Raw genomic sequence first — 16,815 nt, 5'->3', positions numbered from 1 at the left:
GGGCTCACGGGGTCACGGCCCCGGGGTCCACTCGGCGGCGTGCTCGGCGGCGAAGTCCGCAAAGCCGCGGGCCTGCCTGCCGGTGATCCGCTCGACGGCGGGATCCACGCGGTCCTCGGACCCGTGCGCGATGGAGTCGTCCATGGCGGCGAGCACGCGGGCGAACGCCTCGGGCATCCCGGTGGCGACGAGCTGCTCGCGGAAGTCCGCCACGGGGACGGAGCGATGGCGGATCCCGCGCCCCGAGACCTTGGAGACCGCCTCCGCGACGTCCGCGTAGCTGAGTGCCTGTGGCCCGGTGATCAGGTGCGCCGCGTTGTGCGGCCGCTCGTCCGTCAGGGCCCGTACGGCGACGGCGGCGATGTCGCCCGCATCGACGAACGCCACCCGGCCCTGCCCGGTGGCCGTCACGATCTCGTCCGCGGCGCGGATGCTCTCGACATGGAGATGCCCCGGGTTGACGAAGTTCTGCATGAACCAGGACGGGCGCAACACCGCCCACTCCGGGGCCAGTTGACGTAGCGCCCGGTGTACCTCCCCGGCCCCGGGGGCGCCCTCCTCGATCGCGGAGGAGCTCAGGAGCACGAAGCGGCGCACACCCGCGGCCAGGGCCTGTTCCAGGAACGGCACCATCAGCCGGGCGGGCTCCGCGTCCCCGATGGGCGGCACCAGATAGACGCCGTGCGTGCCGGTGAGGGCGGGGCCGTGGGTGGTGGGATCGGCCCAGTCGAAGCGGACCTGGCGGGTGCCCGGCGCCGGGGCGCGGCTCGCGACGCGTACGGACGCGCCCTGGTCGTCCAGTGCCTTCGCCACGCGGCTTCCGGTGGTGCCGGTGCCGCCGGTGATGAGGAATCGCATGGTCATCGGGCCTCTCCGGAGTGCGTGGCGCCGACGGGGATCGGGCCGTCGAAGGCGTCGGCGGCCAGTGTGCCGTTCCAGTAGTCGCGGAACCGCGTGATCCGTCCCTCGTGGACGGTGACGACCTGGATGTACGGCATGTCGAAGGGGCGCCCCGTGGCGACCACCCGGCCGATGCCGCGCAGCTCCACGACGATCGTCCCGGGGTCCTCGGTGCGGTGGACGGACAGGTCCTCGAAGCTCCGCAGGTCGATGTGGTCGGGGTAGTCGGCCATGTAGGAGCGCACGGCGTCGCGGCCGACGAGCCGGTGCGGGGCCCCGGGGAGCACGAAGGGGAACTCGAGGACTCCGTCCGGCGCCCAGAGGGCGACCCAGCCGTCGATGTCCTTGGCAAGGAGGAGGTCGAGGGAGCGGGAGAAGACTTCGGTGGGTGAAGCGTGCGTCGCGGGGTGTGTCGTCATGGGGGCGACGTTAACCTGACCCCGGGTCCGTTTACAAGTACCGGACCCTGGGTCGACTTATGCTGGTGGTCGTACCGCCGTTCCGTTCGCCCGTCACCGAGTCGCTCGCCGCCGAGCCGCCCGCCACCGAGCCGCTCGCCGCCGAGCCGCCCGCCACCGAGTCGCCCGTCACCGAGGAGGAATCATCACCGCCCGCAAGGAGAGAGCCGACTCCGTCCGCAACAGGGCCGCGCTGCTGGCAGCCGCCGCCCGGCTCTTCAAGGACGCAGCCGACCCCGACACCGTCAAGATGGCCGACATCGCCCAGGCCGCCGGGGCAGGCAAAGGCACGGTCTTCCGGCACTTCTCCGACCGCATCGGCCTGGTCAGGGCGCTGGTCATCGAGGAGACGCAGCAGCTGCGCGAGCAAGTCGTCGACGGGCCACCGCCGTTGGGGCCCGGCGCGCCGGTCGCCGAACGGGTGCCCGCGCTCATGGCCGCACTCCTCGACCTCAAGCTGAACCAGCGCGCGCTGATGCTGGCCCTGGACCGGGCGGGGACCGGCAGCCCCTACCTCAACCCCGCCTACGACCTGTGGCACTCCGAAATCGCCGGGATGCTGACCGGCGTACACGGACGCGAGGATGCCGACTATCTCGCGCACGCCCTGCTCGCCGCCGTCCGCAGTGACCTCGTCGAGCATCTGACCAGCCAGGGCGCGAGCCCCGGCCAGCTGCACGCGGGGTTGCGGAGGCTGTGCGCCTCCGTGCTCGCTCACGGTGCGGACGACGGCGTGTGAGGTGCCGGGGGTCGGCCGGAAAACCACGTGTAGTCGTCCCGTAACACGACTGGTGTTATCTTCCGGACCGGAACACTCCAGGCTCCATGGGGCGGTGCTGGCTCGGATGGCAGTAGGACAACTCCCGGATCAGGTGCGGGAGTTCGCGAGGTACCTCAGAGATCTCCTGGCGCGGCTCGATCCGGGCGCCGGGTGGTGCGGTGTGTTCTGGTCCCGTGACCCCGAGGGGATGCAGGCCTGCCTGGATGGCTCGGAAGTGCCCCCCTGGGATGTGATGGAGGCCCTGCTGCACGATCTGGCCACCCGGTACGGGGCGCAGGCCGCCGAGCCTGAGACGGAGCGGGCGCGGGCGCTGCACGGTGCCTCGCTCGCCGCGTACGACGCGCGGCCCGGCGGTCGCGGGCTGCTCGGCGAGCGCCTCGACATGATGCTCACCGAGCAGCGGTTCGCCGTGGAGCGGCAGGCGGACCTGGGCCGCGCGCTCGCGGCCGCGGCCACGCCGCACGAGGTGGAGCGGCTCAACCGCGATCTGGCCTGGGTCCGCGACGACCACGAGCGGGCCACCGCTCGGTGCGCGGAGCTCCGGGAGCGCATCGAGCTGCTCGACCGTGCGGACCGCCCGCAGTGGGTCGACTTCGGGACTCCGGTGTCGGACGACTTCGCGGCCGAGGACTTCGACGCCTTCGACGGGCAGGCGCCGGCGGCCTTCGGGGCTCGGGGAGTGGACGGCTTCGGTGGTGCAGGCGATGGCCTCGACGCCGGATCCTCGGAACTCGGCGGCCGGACACGGGAGTTCTGCGAGTCCCCGGAGGGTCGGGGCGCCCCGGCTCCGGATTCCCGCACCGTCTCCGTCGACGTCGACCCGGCCGACTCCGGCTCCGGCTCGGACCCCGAGGCCTCGCCCCACGACGCCCCCGCCGTCCCGAAGCAGGGCCGCAAGTCGCGCGACACGTCCCGCCGCCCGCGCCGCCCCCGAGGCGCCCGCTTCGCGGGGTTCGCGGGCCTCGACGAGGGCGTGGACGCGGCCGATGCCGTCGCCGCGCCGCAGGCGGCCGGGCAGCCGCCCGCCGTGAGCATCCCGCGCGGCGCGCGGTTCGCGCACGCCTCCGACGGCGGCGGCGACGAAGCCGGGGGCCGCGACACCGAGGGACCGGACCGCGACGCCGAGCAGGCCACCGCCGAGGCGGTCGCCGCCCTCGTCCGGCTCCGTGGTGAGGGCCGCAGCGGCGAGGCGCACGGCGTCCTGGTCGAGGCGGCGGGCTGGCCCGCGGCGCGCATCCCCGTGCTCGCCGGTGAGCTGCACCGCGCGGGCCTCGGCGCAGACTGGTCGACGCTGCTCTGGGAGGCCGCATCGCTGCCGCCCGACCGGCTCGTGGCGCTTGCCGACGCCCTCGCGGGCTCCGGCCGCGCCGACGACTGCCGCAAGCTGCTGCGGCAGGGCGTCTCACGGCCCGCACCGGAGATCGCCGAGGCGGTGCTCGCGCTGATCGACGCGGGCCGCGAGCGCGAGGCCCGCGCCCTGCTCGACGCCTATCTCCGTGTCCGTACCCCCGAGGACGCGGCCGGCTGCGCGCACACCGATCCCTACCGGCTCATCCCGCTGCTCCTCCAGGCGGCCCAAGGGGTGTCGGACGAGCGCCACTGGGATCTCGTGCACGCGCTGCGCGTCGCCGGATTCAGCGCCTGACGCGCCCTGACGCGCCCGCTTCGTCTGCGCGTTCTCGTCCGGTTCTCGCCCGGTTGGGTGCGAAACATGATCGACTCCGCCGGTTAACGGCGATGGTCTTGCCCAGCCCGGCGACGAGGCTTACGTTTTCCTGTCTACGCACCAAGTCTACGGGCGTAGAAGCTCTCTGACGTCCCGTCGAAGGAGCAGCTCATGGCCAACGTCGTACGCGCCGCACTGGTTCAGGCAACCTGGACCGGCGACACCGAATCCATGATTGCCAAGCACGAGGAGCACGCCCGCGAGGCGGCCCGCCAGGGTGCGAAGATCATTGGCTTCCAGGAAGTGTTCAACGCCCCCTATTTCTGCCAGGTGCAGGAGGCCGAGCACTACCGCTGGGCCGAACCCGTGCCGGACGGACCCACCGTCACGCGGATGCGGGAACTCGCCCGCGAGACCGGCATGGTCATCGTCGTCCCGGTCTTCGAGGTCGAGCAGTCCGGGTTCTACTTCAACACCGCCGCCGTGATCGACTCCGACGGTTCGTACCTGGGGAAGTACCGCAAGCACCACATCCCCCAGGTCAAGGGCTTCTGGGAGAAGTACTACTTCAAGCCCGGGAACGCGGGCTGGCCCGTCTTCGACACGGCGGTCGGCAAGGTCGGCGTCTACATCTGCTACGACCGCCACTTCCCCGAGGGCTGGCGCCAGCTGGGCCTGAACGGCGCCCAGATCGTCTACAACCCCTCCGCCACCTCCCGCGGCCTCTCCGCCTACCTCTGGCAGCTGGAACAGCCCGCGGCGGCCGTCGCCAACGAGTACTTCATCGCGGCCATCAACCGCGTGGGCGTCGAGGAGTACGGCGACAACGACTTCTACGGAACGTCGTACTTCGTCGACCCGCGCGGCCAGTTCGTCGGCGAGAGGGCGAGCGACAAGGCCGAGGAACTCGTCGTCAGGGACCTGGACTTGGGGCTGATCGAGGAAGTACGCCAGCAGTGGGCGTTCTACCGGGACCGCCGCCCCGACGCGTACGAAGGACTGGTACAGCCGTGAGTGATCTGCACACCCGCCACAAAGCCGTCCTGCCCGAGTGGCTCGCGCTCTACTACGCAGAGCCGCTGGAGATCACCCACGGCGAGGGCCGCCACGTCTGGGACGCGGACGGCAAGCAGTACCTCGACTTCTTCGGCGGCATCCTCACCACCATGACCGCCCACGCACTGCCCGAGGTCACCAAGGCGGTCAGCGAGCAGGCCGGGCGGATCATCCACTCGTCCACGCTCTACCTCAACCGGCCGATGATCGACCTCGCCGAGCGGGTCGCGGGCCTCTCCGGCATCCCGGACGCCCGCGTCTTCTTCACCACGTCGGGCACCGAGGCCAACGACACGGCCCTGCTCCTCGCCACCGCGCACCGCCGCTCGAACCAGATCCTGGCGATGCGCAACAGCTACCACGGCCGCTCGTTCACGGCCGTCGGCATCACCGGCAACAACGCCTGGTCGCCGACCAGCCTCTCGCCGCTCCAGACGCTGTACGTCCACGGGGGCGTCCGCAGCCGAGGACCGTACGCCGCGCTGAGCGACACCGAGTTCATCGAGGCCTGCGTCGCCGATCTGAAGGACATGCTCGGGCAGGCGCGGGGGGGAGTGGCGGCCCTGATCGCCGAGCCCATCCAGGGGGTCGGCGGCTTCACCTCGCCTCCGGACGGCCTCTACGCCGCCTTCCGCGAAGTCCTGTGGGAGCACGGCGTCCTGTGGATCTCGGACGAGGTGCAGACCGGCTGGGGCCGGACCGGCGACCACTTCTGGGGCTGGCAGGCGCACGCCGCGAGCGGCCCGCCGGACATCCTCACCTTCGCCAAGGGCATCGGCAACGGCATGTCCATCGGCGGCGTCGTCGCGAGCGCCGAGGTCATGAACTCCCTGGACTCCAACTCCATCTCGACCTTCGGCGGCTCACCGGTCACCATGGCGGCCGGCCTCGCCAACCTCACGTATCTCCTGGAACACGACCTCCAGGGCAACGCGCGGCGCGTCGGCGGACTGCTCATCGAGCGGGTGCGCGCCATCTGCGCCCAGCTGCCCGTCGTACGCGAAGTGCGCGGCCGAGGCCTGATGATCGGCGTCGAGCTGGTCGACCCCGCGACGGGCGAGGCCAATCCGCGGGCGGCCGCCGCCGTGCTCGAAGCGGCCCGCGAAGGCGGACTCCTGATCGGCAAGGGCGGCGGCCACGACACCAGCGTCCTGCGCATCGCCCCGCCGCTCTCGCTGACCGTCGCCGAGGCGGAAGAAGGGGCGGCGATCCTCGAACAGGCCCTGCGGAGCGTCTAGTTCACGTGCCTGCCGGTATGAACGTACGAGCATGAGAGGGAGCGCCCCATCATGAGTACCCGCACCCTGATCCGCGGTGGACTCGTCATCACCGCCGCCGAAGAGACCCACGCCGACGTGCTGATCGAGGACGGCCGGATCGCGGCGCTCGCCGCACACGGCTCGGGCGCCGCCGAGGCGTGGACGGCGGACCGTGTCATCGACGCGTCCCACAAGTACGTGATTCCGGGCGGAGTCGACGCGCACACGCACATGGACTTCCCGTTCGGCGGCACGTTCTCCTCCGACGACTTCGAGACGGGCACCCGGGCCGCGGCCTGGGGCGGCACCACCACCATCGTGGACTTCGCGGTGCAGAGCCGGGGGCACGCGCTGCGCGCCGGGCTCGACGCCTGGTACGCGAAGGCGGACGGCAAGTGCGCCATCGACTACGGCTTCCACATGATCCTCTCGGACGTGAACGAGAAGTCCCTGCGGGAGATGGACCTGCTGATCGAGGAAGGCGTCACCTCGTTCAAGCTCTTCACCGCGTACCCCGGCGTCTTCTTCAGCGACGACGGCCAGATCCTGCGGGCGATGCAGAAGGCCGCGGGCAACGGCGGCCTGATCATGACGCACGCGGAGAACGGCCTGGCCATCGACGTCCTGGTGGAGCAGGCGCTCGCGCGGGGCGAGACGGATCCGCGCTACCACGGAGAGGTGCGCAAGGCGCTCCTCGAGGCGGAGGCCACGCACCGGGTGATCAAGCTCGCCCAGGTGGCGGGCGCGCCGGTGTACGTGGTGCACGTGTCGGCGCAGGAGGCGGTGGCCGAGCTGGCCAGGGCGCGCGACGAGGGCCTGCCGGTGTTCGGGGAGACCTGTCCGCAGTATCTGTTCCTGTCCACGGACAACCTCGCGGAGCCCGGCTTCGAGGGTTCCAAGTACGTCTGCTCGACCCCGCTGCGGCCGCGCGAGCACCAGGCGGCGCTGTGGCGCGGACTGCGCACGAACGACCTCCAGGTGGTGTCGACCGACCACTGCCCCTTCTGCTTCGTCGGGCAGAAGGAGCTGGGCCGCGGGGACTTCTCCAAGATCCCGAACGGCCTGCCCGGCGTGGAGAACCGCATGGACCTCCTCCACCAGGCCGTCGTGGACGGGCACATCGGCCGCCGCCGCTGGATCGAGATCGCCTGCGCGAGCCCGGCCAGGATGTTCGGCCTGTACGGCAAGAAGGGCACGATCGCGCCGGGCGCGGACGCCGACGTCGTCATCTACGACCCGGCCGCCGAGCAGGTCATGTCGGCGGACACGCACCACATGAACGTGGACTACTCCGCGTACGAGGGAAAGCACGTCACCGGCCAGGTGGAGACCGTCCTGTCCCGCGGTGAAGTGGTCATCGACCAGCGCAAGTTCACCGGCCACGCAGGACACGGCGCGTACGTGCCGCGCGGCACCACCCAGTACCTCGGCTAGGAGAGGCGACGCACCATGGACTTCGGACTCGTCCTGCAGACCGATCCGCCGGCCGCCCAGGTCATCAGCCTCATGAAGCGCGCGGAGCGCAGCGGCTTCCGCTACGGCTGGACCTTCGACTCGGCCGTGCTCTGGCAGGAGCCCTTCGTCATCTACAGCCAGATCCTGGCCCAGACCGACCGGCTGATCGTCGGCCCGATGGTCACCAACCCGGGAACCCGCACCTGGGAGGTGACGGCCTCCACCTTCGCGACCCTGAACGACATGTACGGCAACCGCACGGTGTGCGGCATCGGCCGCGGCGACAGCGCGATGCGGGTGGCGGGCCGCGCCCCGAACACCCTCGCCCGGATCAGCGAGGCGATGAAGGTCATCCGGTCGCTGGCTTCGGGCGGGGAAGCGGACCTGGGCGGCACCACGATCCGCTTCCCCTGGATCAAGCCGGACGCCCAACTCCCGGTGTGGATGGCCGCGTACGGCCCCAAGGCGCTGAAGATGGCCGGTGAGGAGGCCGACGGCTTCATCCTCCAGCTGGCCGACCCGTATCTCACGGAGTCGATGGTGAAGGCGGTCAGGGACGCGGCCACGGCGGCGGGCCGCGACCCGGCGTCGGTGAAGATCTGCGTCGCCGCCCCCGCCTATCTGACGCAGGACGACTCGCCCGCCGCGCTCGCCCATGCCCGTGAGCAGTGCCGCTGGTTCGGCGGGATGGTCGGCAACCACGTCGCGGACCTGGTGAAGAAGTACGGCGAACACTCGGACCTGGTCCCCGAGGCCCTCACCGAGTACATCAAGGCCCGCGAGGGCTACGACTACTCCCACCACGGCCGCGCCGACAACCCCGACACGGCCTTCGTCCCCGACGACATCGTGGACCGCTTCTGCGTGATCGGCACGGCGGCGCAACACATCGCGAAACTGAGGGAGTTGAAGCAGCTGGGGGTGGATCAGTTCGCGCTGTACGCGATGCACGACGACCGTGAAGGCGTCATCGACGGATACGGCGACACGGTCATCCCCGCCCTGTCGTGAGCAGCCCCGGCGAGTTGGGCACTGCGCACCCGAGCGAAGGCGTCCGGTCAGGGCTGACGGACGGCGATGACGTCGAACTCCAGGATCACCTTCGGGCTCACGAGAAGTGAGGTCGCGGTGTTCCAGTTCACGCCCCAGTCGTTGCGGTTGATCGTGACGCTGCCCTCCAGACCGACCCGGAGGTCGCCCCGTGCGTCGCTCTCGGCGGCGGTCAGCTCGACGTCCAGGGTGACCGGTTTGCTCACGCCGCGGATGGTCAGGTCGCCGGTGACCCTGTAGGTGGTCTCGCCGGCCGGTGCCACGTCGGTCGAGGCGAAGGTGATGGCCGGGTGGTTGTCCGTGTCCAGGAACGTGCTGCGCAGTTGGTCGTCGCGCTGCCGGTTGTGGGTCTGCAGGCTCGTCGCCCGGATCGTGAGGCGTGCGCCGGATTTCGACGGGTGGTCGCCGTACAGGAGTACGTCGCCTTCGTACTCCTCGAACCGGCCGCGCACCCTGGTGGACATGGTGTGCCGGGCGACGAAGCCGATCCGGCTCTGGGTGGTGTCGAGGGCGTAGGAGCCGGTCAGCTCGGCGAGATCGATCGGGGTCGATGACATGGGTGGTGCCTCCTGGAGGTTGGAGGTTGGGGGTGGGATGGGCCGGCTCCCGAGGACCGGGAGCCGGCCGCCGGTCATCCGAACTGGCCGACCTGGTACTCGCCCGCGGGCCGCACGGTGAGGACGTTCAGGCGGTTGAAGGCATTGATGACGGCGATGATCGACACCAGGGCGGCGAGTTGGTCCTCGTCGTAGTGCTTGGCGGCGTTCGCCCACACCTCGTCGCTGACACCACCGGCCGCGTCGGCGATGCGGGTGCCCTCCTCCGCGAGCGCCAGCGCGGCCCGCTCGGCCTCGGTGAACACCGAGGCCTCCCGCCAGGCCGCGACCAGGTGGAGGCGGACCTGGGTCTCCCCGGCGTGCGCTGCTTCCTTGGTGTGGATGTCGATGCAGAAACCGCACCCGTTGATCTGGCTGGCGCGGAGTGCGACCAGCTCGTGCGTCGCGGCAGGCAACGTCGAGTCCGCGAGTGCCTTGCCCGCGGCAGCGATGTGCTTGACGACCTTGGCCGACACCGGATTGGTGAGGAAGTCGAGACGGGTGTCCACAGTGATCTCCTTCGCCTGCTTGACCGGCTCGCCCCATGGGCGGAACGGCCGTTCGCGGGACCTTGTCGTCCCAGCACCACCGACGAGACAGCCCCTCGGAATGTGAGGCGACGCCCCGGCGACGCAGGCGGGCATCACATTCGGGGAGGCTGTCTCGTCGTACTGGTGACGGCACATGCGGCAAGGGGAGTGGCGACACCATGAGGATCCAGTTCAAGACCGGCGACGCCCGGCGCGACCCGGGCCTGGGCGCGATCATGAGCGAGCGGCGTCAGCTGATCAATCTCGCGTACCGGCTCCTCGGCTCACTTGCCGATGCCGAGGACGTCGTACAAGAGGCCTACGTCCGCTGGTACGCCATGACCGAGCGGCAGCGGGAGGCCATCGAATCCCCCGGTGGCTGGTTGACGAAGGTCGCCGGTCGCATCTGCCTCGATCAGCTCCGCTCGGCACGGGCCCGGCGCGAGAGCTACGTGGGCGCGTGGATCCCGGAGCCGCTGCCCGATCGCACGGAGTGGGCCGAGGGGCGGCCGGGCGGCACGGCATCCGATCCGGCCGACCGGGTCACCCTCGACGAGTCGGTCAACATGGCGTTCCTCGTCGTGCTCGAATCCATGACCCCGGCCGAGCGCGTCGCGTTCATCCTGCATGACGTCTTCCGCTACTCCTTCGCCGAAGTGGCCGAGACCGTCGGCCGCAGCCCGGGGGCATGCCGCCAGCTGGCGTCCTCGGCCCGCCGCCGCATGCGCGCCTCGCACGCTCCCACGGCTCCGGCGGCCCGCAGCGCCGACGTCGTCAGGGACTTCAAGCGGGCATGGGAGGCCAAGGACATCGCCGCGCTCATCGGCCTCCTCGACCCCGATGCCACGGCACTCGCCGACGGCGGTGGCCTGGTCAACGCCGCGCCCCACCCCGTCGCGGGAGCCGAGGAGATCGCGCGCTACTTGATCGCCGTCTCCGGCAGGCTGCCCGGCCAGACGATCCTGGAGCGCACGGTCAACGGCCGCCCCGGCCTGGTGGTCCAGCACGAGGGTGTCACCACGTCGGTGATCGCCCTCGACGTCGCGGGCGACCGGATCACGCGCTTCTGGGCCGTACGAAATCCCGAGAAGCTGCGGACCTGGACTGCCTGAGAAGCCTCCCCGTCGAGCCGCCGGGCGCCGGCGTTTGTCCGCTTGGGGTCTGTGGTTTCCCATTTACGATCTTTGTCGTACGGTAAACTAACGAACTGAGCCAAGGTGCTCCATTGAGCCAGGGGTTGCTCAATATTCAAGCGGCGACGACGATCGCCGACGGTCGGAGGGGCGGGGGCAAGAGATGGGTCCCAGAGTCGTGCGCATCGACAACTCCGCCCGTGACAGCGTGCCTGATATCGACGGCGCCATGATGAGCAGCCCGCGCCGTTGATGCCTTCGGGGTTCTGACTCCGCCGTGCCCGCGCCCAGTTGCCGTCGCCCGTCTTTTCCGACGGCATGGAGCGCCGTGCGCCCGTGCCGCACCGCCGTGTCTGTCCTCTGGAGACCAGATGACCACCCAGGAGATTCCCGAGCGGCTGCTCGACGGCTACGCCGACATTCTCACGCGGGCCGCCGCGACCGGCCGCCGCCTCACCCGCGAGGAGCTGACGTCACGCCGTGCGCTCGGTGCGCAGGCCGCCCACGCCGGATACGCGTGGCGCGTCCTGATACGCGAGCACCTCGCCGCCACCCGCGCCCACCGTCCCGCGGCCGGCGATCCCGACCATCTGCTCGCGACCGCGGAGCAGGCCATCGACGCCTTCGCCGAGGGGTACGAACACGCGCAGCGGCTCGTCGTACGCCAAGAGGAGGCCGCGCGGCGCGAGTTGATCGACGACCTGCTGTACGGGCGAGGGGACCTGGGGCGTCTCGCCGCGCGCGCCGAGCGATTCGGCCTGCGGCTCTCCCACGCGCACACCGTGGCCGTGGCCGAGGGCCCTGACGCCTATGACGAGACCGATCCCGTGTCGCGGGACGTGGAGAGCGATCTCGTCGGCCGCTTCGGCGACCGCCACATCCTGCTCACCACCAAGGACGGGCGGCTCGTGTGCATCGCCCCCGCCCATCAGGACGAGGTGCTCGACCACTTCGCCAAGCGGGCCTACGCCGCCACCGACGGCGGCCGCATCGCCATCGGCCGGCCCCAGCCCGGCGCGGCAGGCATCGCCCACAGCTACGAAGAAGCCGTCAGCACCCTGGAGCTCGCGACGCGCATGGGCTTCGACGAGCCCGTGCTGCGCGCCGCCGACCTCCTGGTCTTCCCCGTCCTCGCCCGAGACCGGCAGGCCCTGGTGGACCTGGTGCTCACCACGCTCGGACCCCTGGAAGAGGCGCGGGGCGGCGCCGTGCCGCTGCTGAAGACCCTGTTCGCGTACTTCGACACCGGGTGCGTGGCGGCTCAGGCGGCGCGGGAGTTGTCGCTGAGCGTACGAGCCCTGACGTACCGCCTGGAGCGCGTCCGCACCCTCACCGGGTCCGACCCCGCCGACCCGCTGGACCGCTACACCCTCCAGACAGCGGTGATCGGCGCCCGACTGCTGGGCTGGCCGACCACTTCGCTGTGACCTGTGAGCTGTGACCAGTGGGCCGTGAGTTGTGAGCCGTGAACTGTGAGCCGTGAACTGTGAGCCGTGAACTGTGACGGTCAGTCGGTGACGTCGATCTTGCCGTTGAGCTTGGTGGGAGCCGCGCCCGCCAGGGGCTTGCCGCCGGTGATGCCCTTGAGGAGTTCGGCGACGTCGACTCCCGTGGTGGAGCTGAGGAGTTCGACGCCCTGGGCGACGTTGTCGGCGACCGTGCGCGACAGTTGGCTCGCGCCGTCCGTGGAGATCACGGTCATCTTGTCGATCGCGCTGAGCGGCTCCGCCGCCTTGGCCACCACGCTGGGCAGCACCTCGACGAGCATCTGCAGCACCGCCGCGTCGCCGTATTGGGCGAACGCGTCGGCCTTCTTGCGCATGGCCTCCGCCTCCGCGGCTCCCTTGGCACCGATCGCGGCGGCCTCGGCCTCGCCCTCCAGGCGTACGGCGTCGGCGAGCGCGGCACGCTGCGCCTTCTCGCCCTCACCGGTCAGACGGGCCCGGTCGGCATCGGCCTCGGCCTGCTTGACCAGGGAGACACGGCGGGCCTCGGCCTCCTGCTCGGCCTGGTAGCGGGCGGCGTCCGCGGGCTTGCGGATCTTGGTGTCCAGCTCCCGGTCGGTCAGGGCGGCCTGCCGCTGGGCGACCTTCTCCTGCTCGGTGAGGACCTCCTGCTGGCGGGCGGCCTCGGCGAGCGGTCCCGCGGCCCCGGCGCGCGCGGACGCCTCGTCGGTCTCGGCCTTGATCTCCGCCTGCTTGAGGGAGAACGTCCGCTGGGCGACGGCGATCTCCTCCTCGGCCTTCAGCCTGGCCTGCTCGGCGGCGCGGCGGGCCACGGCCTCGGCGATGTCCGCCTCCTGCTTGGCGCGGGCGGCCTCGGGACGGCCGAGGTCCTCCAGGTAGGAGCCCTCGGTGGTGATGTCCTGGATCTGGAAGGCGTCGAGCACCAGGCCCTGCCCGGACAGGCTGGCCTCGGCCTCCTCGGCGACCTGCCCGGCGAAGGCGGCGCGGTCGCGGATGATGTCCTCCACCGACATCCGGCCCACGATGGAGCGCAGCGCCCCGGAGAGCACTTCCTGGGTGAAGCCGACGATGCCGCCCTGCTGGGCGAGGAACCGCTGGGCCGCGGCGCGTATGGAGTCCTCGGTGCCGCCGACCTTGACGATCGCGACGCCCTCCAGGTTGGCCTTCACGCCGCGCAGCGTGACCGCGCCGCGCACCGCGATCGGGATGTGCCGCGAGGAGAGGTCGAGCGTGAACTTCTGCTGGACGAACGGCACGACGAACACGCCGCCGCCCACCACGACCTTCTGGCCGCTGTTGTCGGTGAAGATCCGGCCCGTGTCGGGGTCGGTGGACTTCTTGCCGCGCCGCCCGGTCACGATGAAGGCCTCGCTGGGCCCGGCGACCTTGTAGCGGGTCACGACGACGAGCGCGAGCAGTACGAGGAGTACGACGACTCCGATGACGGCGGTCAGGACTGGACTCATGGTGAATTCCCCCCTGCCTCCCCGAGGGCGGCAGATCGGTGATGTTGTACGCAGGCATGGTTGGCGCAGGCGTGGTTTGTACGCAGGCGTGGTTGTACGCAGGCGTGAAGGGGGCCGGCGCGGTGGTCAGCGCTGCACGGGGCGGACCGCGACCGAGGTCGGCGACAGTGCCGCCTCCACCCAGATCTCGGTGCCGCGGGTGATGGACACGGCGCTCTTGGCGGCGAACTTCACCGGCTGACCGGCGAGTTGGAGCAGCACCTCGCCGTAGCCGTCGACCGGGATCGCGGTGACCACGGCCCCCGAGGTGCCCACGAGATCGTCGCCCCGTGGCGTGGCCGCGGTCTGATCCCGCATCAGGGCGCGGCTGAACTTCCATGTCAGCCAGCCCGTTCCCGCACCGGCGGCCGCTCCGACGGCGGTGGCGCCGCCGGCGCCGAGCCCGGTCGTACCGAGCACGATCGCGCCGCCGAAGCCGAGCATGGACACGAATCCGGCGACCACGGGAAGGGACAGCACCCCGTCGAAGAGCCCGTCGAGCACTCCCACGCCGTCGAAGAGCCCTTCAAGGACCCCGTCGAAGACGAGGCAGAGCACCAGCAGCGCGATCCCCGCGACGCCAAGACCCAGAAAGACAGTCACCGGAGCACCTCCCCAACTTGCCGGATGTCTCGGTGAGGTGGGGATCGTCGCATGCCGGGCAGATGGTGCACATTGCCGTGACCCGGCAATCATTGGAGCTCTTTCATGCCGGTCTGCTGTTCTGCCGAGGCTCCCGGGCTCCCGGGCTCCCGGGCTGCCGATCTGCCGTTCTGTTGTTTCTTCGTTCGGCCGGTCTACGCGTCGGCAGGGCCCGTCCGGGCCTGGGCGCGTCGGCCGAGGAGTTCCGCCAGGCCCTGGCGGGTAGCGGCCAGGACGACGCGGTCCTGGGAGCGCAGGACGTACCCCGGGTGGAGGTCCCAGACGAGGCCCGTCGGCTGGTCGGTGCCGTCGTCCGACCGGGAGGCCGTCAGGTCCGGCAGCCGCTCGTCCGGCGCGGCGGAATCCAGGGCGATGACCCGCCAGACCCCGGGCCGGAACGACTCGGCGATCGTCCGCCCCTCCAGCTGGCGGTGCCCGGCGACGTCGAGGGCGGCAAACAGCAGGACCCGACGCTCGACGGGGATCGCGCCCAGGATCTGCCGCCCCATCATGGCTCCCGCGAACGCGGGGGCGGCGAGGGTGGAGACGCTGCGGCTGCGTGTGAGGGCCTGCGGGTGGGCGGCGCGCAGGGTGCGGTAGACGGCGGTGGCGAACGTGTCGTCGTAGAGGCGGAGGGCCACGCGGACGTTGGGCTTGACCGAGCGGGCGTACAGGGCGGCTTCGAGGTTCGTGGTGTCGACGCTGGTGAGGGCGAGCAGTGCGTGCGCGCGGTGGATCTTGGCGGCTTCCAGTACGCCTTCGTCCGTGACGTCGCCGACGACCGTGGGGACGCGCAGCCTGCGGGCGAGCGGGATGCCGCGCGCCTCGGGATCCTCCTCCACGCACACGACGGGGATGCCGAGTTCGCGGAGGCGGGCCAGGACGCGGGTCCCGATCTTGCCGAGGCCGAGCAGGACCACGTGGCCGGAGAGACCGCGCGGCGGACGGCGCAGGGAGGAGGCGGTGCGGAACGTGCCCAACGCCTCAAGGACGGCGGCGAGCAGCACCGGCAGGAGGAGCAACCCGGCCAGGCCGGAGAGGAGTTGAAGGATCTGGCGTGCGGTGGACTCGCCGAGCGCGGGGTCGTCGATGGCGAACAGGTCGAGCAGGGTCAGATACGCGGCGTGCAGCGGGTGGGCGTCGCTGGTCAGCCAGTTCGCCACCGCGAGGCCGAGGACGCAGGCCATGAGCCCGGCCACCGACCAGCGCAGCCGGGGCGAGAAGAGCGAGCCGAACGGGAGCCCGCGCCCGGTGAGGCGGCCGGGAGGCCGGTCGGGCCCGGCGTGCGAGACGGCTTTGAGGACCACGGTGCCCCTGCCGGTGGCGGAGGTGACGGTGCGGTCGTCGGGCAGCAGCAGCGGTCCGTCCTGGCCGCCGTCGTCCGAACCCTCCGCGCCCGCAGGGTCGTTGGTGGTCGACGAGAGCAGGGCGAGTGTGCAGAGACCGGGGTCGGCGACCTGGCCGCGGCCCGGCGGGTCCCGCTCGACGGCGCGCAGGAGAAGGCCGTCGGCCTGGACCACCTTGCTGGTACCGGCGACCGCGGTGGCCGCCAGGGCGGGAGCCGCGGTGTCGGCGTCGGACAGGACGGTGGTGGAGGCGATCACCTCTGCCGGATCCAGGCTGGGGGACGCGACCGCGGCGGCCTGGTCGAGGAGCTCCTCCAAGTGCTGGCCCAGCTTGCGGTTGTAGAGCCGGATCACGATCCGCAGGCGGGGGTTGAGGCGGCGGGCGACGAGCGCCGCGTGGATGTTCGTCTCGTCGTCGTCGTACACCAGCGCAAGCGCGGCAGCCTCGTGGACGCCCGCCTCGACGAGGGCCGCCTCGTCGGGCTCCGGTGCCTCCAGGACGCGAGGGACCTCGGGCCGCGGCGCCCCGTCCCCGTTGCCGCCCGGCGTACCGGCCGCGCGCGCCATGACGGCCTGCATCCGGCCCAGGAAGGCGACGGCCCGCGCCCGCCGGGCCGGTCCGGAGCGCGGGCCGTCGACCGGCAGCGCGGAGGGGACGACGACCGTCACCTGCTCGCGGTACACCGAGCGCAGCTCGGCGGCGAGGCGTTCGGCGAGCGCGTCGTCACCGCACACCACCATGTGGCCGCCGCTCTGCGGCGGTTGCCGCGCCTGACGAGGTATCACGGCCTCGTCGTCCGCGTCAGCGGAGTGGCGGACGGGCTGCGGATTCCCGTGGCTCACGACTCGCCCTCTCCAATGCCGGTATTGACACCGACACCGACACCGCGAGCGGGACCGACAGCGACTCCCGATGGCGGCGGCCAACCACGATTGAACATGTGGGACAAGGTAGTTGGGGTACGCGGCTGG

15 protein-coding genes are annotated in these 16,815 nt (G+C 71.3%); 8 read left to right on the top strand and 7 right to left on the bottom strand.

The window, feature by feature from the left end; translation table 11 throughout:
- Positions 1-12 precede the first annotated feature (12 nt).
- Together ABZ833_RS11715 and ABZ833_RS11710 are read right to left on the bottom strand one after the other, a co-directional pair.
- A complete protein-coding gene (locus tag ABZ833_RS11715) occupies positions 13-864 on the bottom strand; it encodes an NAD(P)H-binding protein (protein ID WP_361044436.1) in 852 nt (283 codons plus the stop codon).
- Positions 861-1,319 (bottom strand): nuclear transport factor 2 family protein, encoded by a 459-nt coding sequence (locus ABZ833_RS11710; protein ID WP_361044433.1) that lies wholly within the window; start codon positions 1,317-1,319, stop codon positions 861-863. The genes ABZ833_RS11715 and ABZ833_RS11710 overlap by 4 nt, the downstream gene beginning before the upstream one ends.
- Positions 1,320-1,500: 181 nt before the next feature.
- Here ABZ833_RS11710 and ABZ833_RS11705 point away from each other — a divergent pair, with 181 nt between their 5' ends.
- From ABZ833_RS11705 to ABZ833_RS11680, 6 genes are all read left to right on the top strand, one after another.
- The gene (locus ABZ833_RS11705) at positions 1,501-2,097 is read left to right on the top strand and encodes a TetR/AcrR family transcriptional regulator (protein WP_361044820.1); all 597 of its coding nucleotides are present in this window, start codon (positions 1,501-1,503) and stop codon (positions 2,095-2,097) included.
- A 106-nt stretch (positions 2,098-2,203) separates the two neighbouring features.
- Positions 2,204-3,784: a hypothetical protein gene (locus ABZ833_RS11700; RefSeq protein WP_361044431.1), complete on the top strand. Its 1,581-nt coding sequence runs from the start codon at positions 2,204-2,206 to the stop codon at positions 3,782-3,784.
- 192 nt (positions 3,785-3,976) lie between these two features.
- Positions 3,977-4,819, top strand: coding sequence for a nitrilase-related carbon-nitrogen hydrolase (locus ABZ833_RS11695; protein ID WP_361044428.1), 843 nt, complete (start codon positions 3,977-3,979; stop codon positions 4,817-4,819).
- Positions 4,816-6,099 carry an aspartate aminotransferase family protein gene (locus ABZ833_RS11690; RefSeq protein WP_361044426.1) on the top strand — a complete coding sequence of 428 codons (1,284 nt, stop codon included), beginning with the start codon at positions 4,816-4,818 and terminating at the stop codon, positions 6,097-6,099. The genes ABZ833_RS11695 and ABZ833_RS11690 overlap by 4 nt, the downstream gene beginning before the upstream one ends.
- A gap of 51 nt (positions 6,100-6,150) precedes the next feature.
- The gene (gene hydA, locus ABZ833_RS11685; RefSeq protein WP_361044424.1) at positions 6,151-7,554 is read left to right on the top strand and encodes a dihydropyrimidinase; all 1,404 of its coding nucleotides are present in this window, start codon (positions 6,151-6,153) and stop codon (positions 7,552-7,554) included.
- A 15-nt stretch (positions 7,555-7,569) separates the two neighbouring features.
- A complete protein-coding gene (locus ABZ833_RS11680) occupies positions 7,570-8,586 on the top strand; it encodes a TIGR03842 family LLM class F420-dependent oxidoreductase (RefSeq protein ID WP_361044421.1) in 1,017 nt (338 codons plus the stop codon).
- A gap of 47 nt (positions 8,587-8,633) precedes the next feature.
- Here the strand turns inward: ABZ833_RS11680 and ABZ833_RS11675 are convergent, their stop codons facing one another.
- Together ABZ833_RS11675 and ABZ833_RS11670 are read right to left on the bottom strand one after the other, a co-directional pair.
- Entirely contained in the window at positions 8,634-9,182 is a 549-nt protein-coding gene (locus tag ABZ833_RS11675) for a YceI family protein (protein WP_361044419.1), read from the bottom strand.
- Between the two features lie 74 nt (positions 9,183-9,256).
- Positions 9,257-9,730, bottom strand: a complete 474-nt coding sequence (locus tag ABZ833_RS11670; protein WP_361044417.1) for a carboxymuconolactone decarboxylase family protein — start codon at positions 9,728-9,730, stop codon at positions 9,257-9,259.
- Between the two features lie 200 nt (positions 9,731-9,930).
- Here ABZ833_RS11670 and sigJ point away from each other — a divergent pair, with 200 nt between their 5' ends.
- Both sigJ and ABZ833_RS11660 read left to right on the top strand, forming a co-directional pair.
- Positions 9,931-10,863, top strand: coding sequence for an RNA polymerase sigma factor SigJ (gene sigJ / locus ABZ833_RS11665; protein WP_361044414.1), 933 nt, complete (start codon positions 9,931-9,933; stop codon positions 10,861-10,863).
- 392 nt (positions 10,864-11,255) lie between these two features.
- Positions 11,256-12,311: a helix-turn-helix domain-containing protein gene (locus ABZ833_RS11660; protein ID WP_361044412.1), complete on the top strand. Its 1,056-nt coding sequence runs from the start codon at positions 11,256-11,258 to the stop codon at positions 12,309-12,311.
- Positions 12,312-12,391: 80 nt separating this feature from the next.
- Here ABZ833_RS11660 and ABZ833_RS11655 read toward each other — a convergent pair whose 3' ends face one another.
- The 3 genes from ABZ833_RS11655 to ABZ833_RS11645 form a co-directional block, all read right to left on the bottom strand.
- The gene (locus ABZ833_RS11655) at positions 12,392-13,816 is read right to left on the bottom strand and encodes an SPFH domain-containing protein (protein WP_361044410.1); all 1,425 of its coding nucleotides are present in this window, start codon (positions 13,814-13,816) and stop codon (positions 12,392-12,394) included.
- A gap of 126 nt (positions 13,817-13,942) precedes the next feature.
- Positions 13,943-14,458, bottom strand: a complete 516-nt coding sequence (locus ABZ833_RS11650) for a hypothetical protein (RefSeq protein WP_361044408.1) — start codon at positions 14,456-14,458, stop codon at positions 13,943-13,945.
- A 194-nt stretch (positions 14,459-14,652) separates the two neighbouring features.
- A complete protein-coding gene (locus ABZ833_RS11645; RefSeq protein WP_361044817.1) occupies positions 14,653-16,584 on the bottom strand; it encodes an NAD-binding protein in 1,932 nt (643 codons plus the stop codon).
- Positions 16,585-16,815 lie beyond the last annotated feature (231 nt).

The sequence above is a fragment of the Streptomyces sp. NPDC047525 genome, from assembly GCF_040643025.1.
GTDB classification, from domain to species: domain Bacteria; phylum Actinomycetota; class Actinomycetes; order Streptomycetales; family Streptomycetaceae; genus Streptomyces; species Streptomyces durmitorensis.
Note: the sequence above shows the minus strand (reverse complement) of the source record. Positions and strands in the feature narration are given on the sequence as shown.

What these genes read in the sequence shown, in the direction of transcription:
- ABZ833_RS11660 (WP_361044412.1), top strand. Translation starts at nt 11,256, where the DNA reads ATGACCACCCAGGAGATTCCCGAGCGGCTGCTCGACGGCTACGCCGAC.
- hydA (WP_361044424.1), top strand. Translation starts at nt 6,151, where the DNA reads ATGAGTACCCGCACCCTGATCCGCGGTGGACTCGTCATCACCGCCGCC.
- ABZ833_RS11715 (WP_361044436.1), bottom strand. Translation starts at nt 864, where the DNA reads ATGACCATGCGATTCCTCATCACCGGCGGCACCGGCACCACCGGAAGC.
- ABZ833_RS11700 (WP_361044431.1), top strand. Translation starts at nt 2,204, where the DNA reads ATGGCAGTAGGACAACTCCCGGATCAGGTGCGGGAGTTCGCGAGGTAC.
- ABZ833_RS11680 (WP_361044421.1), top strand. Translation starts at nt 7,570, where the DNA reads ATGGACTTCGGACTCGTCCTGCAGACCGATCCGCCGGCCGCCCAGGTC.
- ABZ833_RS11655 (WP_361044410.1), bottom strand. Translation starts at nt 13,816, where the DNA reads ATGAGTCCAGTCCTGACCGCCGTCATCGGAGTCGTCGTACTCCTCGTA.
- ABZ833_RS11675 (WP_361044419.1), bottom strand. Translation starts at nt 9,182, where the DNA reads ATGTCATCGACCCCGATCGATCTCGCCGAGCTGACCGGCTCCTACGCC.
- ABZ833_RS11645 (WP_361044817.1), bottom strand. Translation starts at nt 16,584, where the DNA reads ATGGTGGTGTGCGGTGACGACGCGCTCGCCGAACGCCTCGCCGCCGAG.
- ABZ833_RS11695 (WP_361044428.1), top strand. Translation starts at nt 3,977, where the DNA reads ATGGCCAACGTCGTACGCGCCGCACTGGTTCAGGCAACCTGGACCGGC.
- ABZ833_RS11710 (WP_361044433.1), bottom strand. Translation starts at nt 1,319, where the DNA reads ATGACGACACACCCCGCGACGCACGCTTCACCCACCGAAGTCTTCTCC.
- sigJ (WP_361044414.1), top strand. Translation starts at nt 9,931, where the DNA reads ATGAGGATCCAGTTCAAGACCGGCGACGCCCGGCGCGACCCGGGCCTG.